General features: G+C 54.8%; 5 protein-coding genes. All 5 read right to left on the reverse strand.

From position 1 onward, the window contains the following. Positions 1-129: 129 nt before the first annotated feature. From BDE01S_RS09500 to queC, 5 genes are read right to left on the reverse strand one after another with little or no spacing between them, the layout of a single operon-like run. Positions 130-762 (reverse strand): 7-carboxy-7-deazaguanine synthase QueE, encoded by a 633-nt coding sequence (locus BDE01S_RS09500; RefSeq protein WP_066080796.1) that lies wholly within the window; start codon positions 760-762, stop codon positions 130-132. After that, positions 759-1,133 (reverse strand): DUF1304 domain-containing protein, encoded by a 375-nt coding sequence (locus BDE01S_RS09505; protein WP_066080799.1) that lies wholly within the window; start codon positions 1,131-1,133, stop codon positions 759-761. Before BDE01S_RS09505 ends, BDE01S_RS09500 begins: the two co-directional genes overlap by 4 nt. Further along, positions 1,130-1,558: a 6-carboxytetrahydropterin synthase QueD gene (queD, locus tag BDE01S_RS09510; RefSeq protein WP_066080802.1), complete on the reverse strand. Its 429-nt coding sequence runs from the start codon at positions 1,556-1,558 to the stop codon at positions 1,130-1,132. Before queD ends, BDE01S_RS09505 begins: the two co-directional genes overlap by 4 nt. A gap of 3 nt (positions 1,559-1,561) precedes the next feature. Beyond that, entirely contained in the window at positions 1,562-2,062 is a 501-nt protein-coding gene (locus tag BDE01S_RS09515) for a DUF1543 domain-containing protein (RefSeq protein WP_066080803.1), read from the reverse strand. Further along, complete coding sequence (queC, locus tag BDE01S_RS09520) at positions 2,059-2,721, reverse strand: 7-cyano-7-deazaguanine synthase QueC (RefSeq protein ID WP_066080806.1); 663 nt, start codon at positions 2,719-2,721, stop codon at positions 2,059-2,061. The genes BDE01S_RS09515 and queC overlap by 4 nt, the downstream gene beginning before the upstream one ends. Between the last annotated feature and the right edge of the window lie 318 nt (positions 2,722-3,039).

Here is a 3,039-nt window from a genome sequence, read left to right on the forward strand (position 1 = left end):
CCTTGTATCAGAATTTACACTCCGACTATATGAAACGCATCGCGCCGGTAATCTGTTAAAAAAGCCGTCTGAAAAACTTGGTTTTTCAGACGGCTTTTTTTGATGCCTGCCGTTTTTGGAACGGGCGGTTTATTCGATACCTGCCCATTTGTGCGTTTGCACGCTTAGTTGCCAGTGTACCGGGGCATCGGGGCGGCTGTTGAGCAGGCCGATTTGGCGGATGGTGTCGTAAATATTCATTTCACCGTTTTGCTCGCACGGCGACAGGTAGTAATGACGGGCACGGATTTTGCGTTCCATTTCTTCGGCAAAGGCAGTTACATCGCCGTCGGCGACAATCCGCACTTCATCTGCCGTTTTGATGCACTGCTTGGCGTATTTTTCCGCGTAGCAGGCTTTGGGGCTGGCGGAGATAAAGTCGATTTGCGGCGGTGCGGGGTTGAGGCCGTTGGTTTCGATGCAAAGGTAATAACCTTGCGCTTTGAGTGCGTCCAACAAGCTGTCCAGATGCGGCTGTATGGTCGGCTCGCCGCCGGTAATGATGATATTGCGGGCGGTGTGGTTTTTCAGACGGCCTAAAATTTCGCTGAGACTGAGCATTTTGAAGGTCAGATAGTCGGTATCGCACCATGAGCAGGCTAAATTGCATTTGCCCAGGCGGATGAATACGGCGGGCATGCCGGTGTTGTAGCCTTCCCCTTGCAGGCTTTCGAAGATTTCGACAATGCGGTATTGCGGGTCGGCGGGGCGGATTTCGGTCATGCTGCCGCCCAGGTTGCCAGTGCGGCCAATGCGGCGGGCAGGCCTTGTTTCAATACGATGCCTTTGTTGCCGGTGGAAAACGTGCCCCATGCGGCGGCAATCAGTACGAAGCCGAGAAACAGCATGGTGGCGGAAAAGCGTGCGTTGTCGGGGGCGGCAAACTGCGCCCACAGCAGGCCGACGGCGAGAAAGCCGTTGTAAAGCCCTTGGTTGCTGAACATATTCTGCACGTTTTTCTGCTGCAGAAATTCATACGGCAGCTTGAATAATGCTGCGGCTTTTTCGCCGGGAATCTGCGTCATTTCGAGATAGGCGATGTAGAAGTGTTCGGCGGCTACCAGTAATACTAAAATCAGACTTAATGTGCTCATGGATGGTCTCCTTCGTATTCGGCGCATGAGGTCGGGGTTTCCCATAATTTGATGCGGCAGACATTGAGTCCTGCTTTTTTCAGACGGCCGTACATCTCGATGCTCATGTGTTCGGCGGTGGTGCGGAAGGGCAGACGCAGGGTTTTCATGTTCCAGCCTTCGAGCAGGGCGGCGATTTGCTGCTCGCGCGGATTGCTGCCGTCGTAGATAAAGGCGTGGTCGAAAGGCTCGATGATGGCTTGTTTGACGATGGCTTTGAGATCGGTGAAATCCATGACCATGCCGCTTTTCGCGCCGTTCGGTATCAGGCCGTCTGAAACGGTGATTTCGAGCGTGTAGGTGTGGCCGTGCAGGTTTTGGCACTTGCCGTCGTGACCGTCGAGCATGTGTGACGAGTCGAAAGTGAAGATTTTGGTGATTTTCATGGTTTAAATCGGTTGGTAGCCTTGGAAGCCGATTTCAGACGGCTTGCCTGCGGGATTGGCTGTCAGGTGGATATGCAGGCCGCCGACTTCGCTAAGCGGCAGCAGGTTGTCCACATCTTTGAGGTTGTCTTTGTGCGGTATCAGGCTGTCGGGCAATAAGGCGGCCAGTGCTTTTTGCTTGGCTTCGGCAGGTGTGGCGGCGACAAACAGGCCGAAATCGTGGGCTTCGGCCAGCGTGCCGCGGCGGTAGCCGCCGACATTGACGAAATACAGTTTTTCGGCTTGATTGGGCGGCACTTCGGACAGGCTGATGTCATAGCCGTCTGCCCAGGAAACGATTTGCCAGCCATCGATATGGATTTTGTCGCGGTCGCCGAACCATAAGGCTTTCAGGGCGGGCACGGCTTCTTGCCAGCTGTTGCAGGCGATAAATTGGACATCGTGTACTTCGATATTGGCATGTCCTGCGTTGCCGCCGAGATAGAACATGTAAAGCTGCTTCATGATGTTTGGGCTTTCTGTTGCAGATATTCCGCCAATCCGCGCTCGCGCAGCAGGCAGCTCGGGCATTCGCCGCAGCCGCCGGCTACGCCGTTGTAGCAGGTGTGGGTGTGTTCGCGCACATAATTCAGACGGCCTAAATCATCGGCCAGCTTCCAGGTTTGCGCTTTGGTGAGATACATCAGCGGGGTGTGGATTTGGAAATCGTAATCCATGGCCAGATTGAGGGTAACGTTCATGGATTTGACGAATACGTCGCGGCAGTCGGGGTAGCCGGAGAAGTCGGTTTCGCATACGCCCGCGATGATGTGCTTGATGCCTTGGCCTTTGGCATAAATCGCAGCGTAGAGCAGAAACAGGGCGTTGCGGCCGTCGACAAAGGTGTTGGGGACGCCGTTTGCGGCCGTCTGAATTTCCGCATCTTTGCTCATTAAGGCGTTGCGGGTAATGTGCTGCATCAGGCTGAGATCGAGTACGGTTTGGGTGATGCCCAAATCCTGCGCGATGCGGCGGGCGCATTCCAGCTCGAGGGTGTGGCGTTGCCCGTATTGAAAGGTGATGGCCTGCACATTGCTCCGGCCATAGTTTTCAATGGCCTGCAGCAGGCAGGTGGTGGAATCTTGGCCGCCTGAAAAAATGACCAAGGCTTGTTCGCTTGACATGGGAAATCCTAGTTTTGGTAACGCGGGAGGGTTGCGAACCGCGGTGTGAAGGGTGTCGGCCAAAATCGGCATGGGCAAGGGCAGTAAGCCGCAGTTTGCCAAAGGGAAAAGGCCGTCTGAACATTTGCCTGCCGCAAGGGCGGCTGCCGGGATTGATTGCGCCGACGGGAAAATCAGTCGGGCATTATAACCGATTTTGTCTGAATGGCGGAATGAGCGGCTTCGACTGCGCTCGGCCACCTGAAGAATATCATCTTGCACGCTTGTCTGCCTCTATTAGGCCGTCTGAAAATCATGCGAAGTAGGGGAGGGCGGTAT

It is taken from the genome of Bergeriella denitrificans NBRC 102155, from assembly GCF_001592185.1.
Taxonomy (GTDB): Bacteria; Pseudomonadota; Gammaproteobacteria; order Burkholderiales; family Neisseriaceae; genus Neisseria; species Neisseria denitrificans.

Coding starts and splice junctions, on each gene's coding strand:
- queD (WP_066080802.1), bottom strand. CDS start 1,558: ATGAAAATCACCAAAATCTTCACTTTCGACTCGTCACACATGCTCGAC.
- BDE01S_RS09500 (WP_066080796.1), bottom strand. CDS start 762: ATGACCGAAATCCGCCCCGCCGACCCGCAATACCGCATTGTCGAAATC.
- BDE01S_RS09515 (WP_066080803.1), bottom strand. CDS start 2,062: ATGAAGCAGCTTTACATGTTCTATCTCGGCGGCAACGCAGGACATGCC.
- BDE01S_RS09505 (WP_066080799.1), bottom strand. CDS start 1,133: ATGAGCACATTAAGTCTGATTTTAGTATTACTGGTAGCCGCCGAACAC.
- queC (WP_066080806.1), bottom strand. CDS start 2,721: ATGTCAAGCGAACAAGCCTTGGTCATTTTTTCAGGCGGCCAAGATTCC.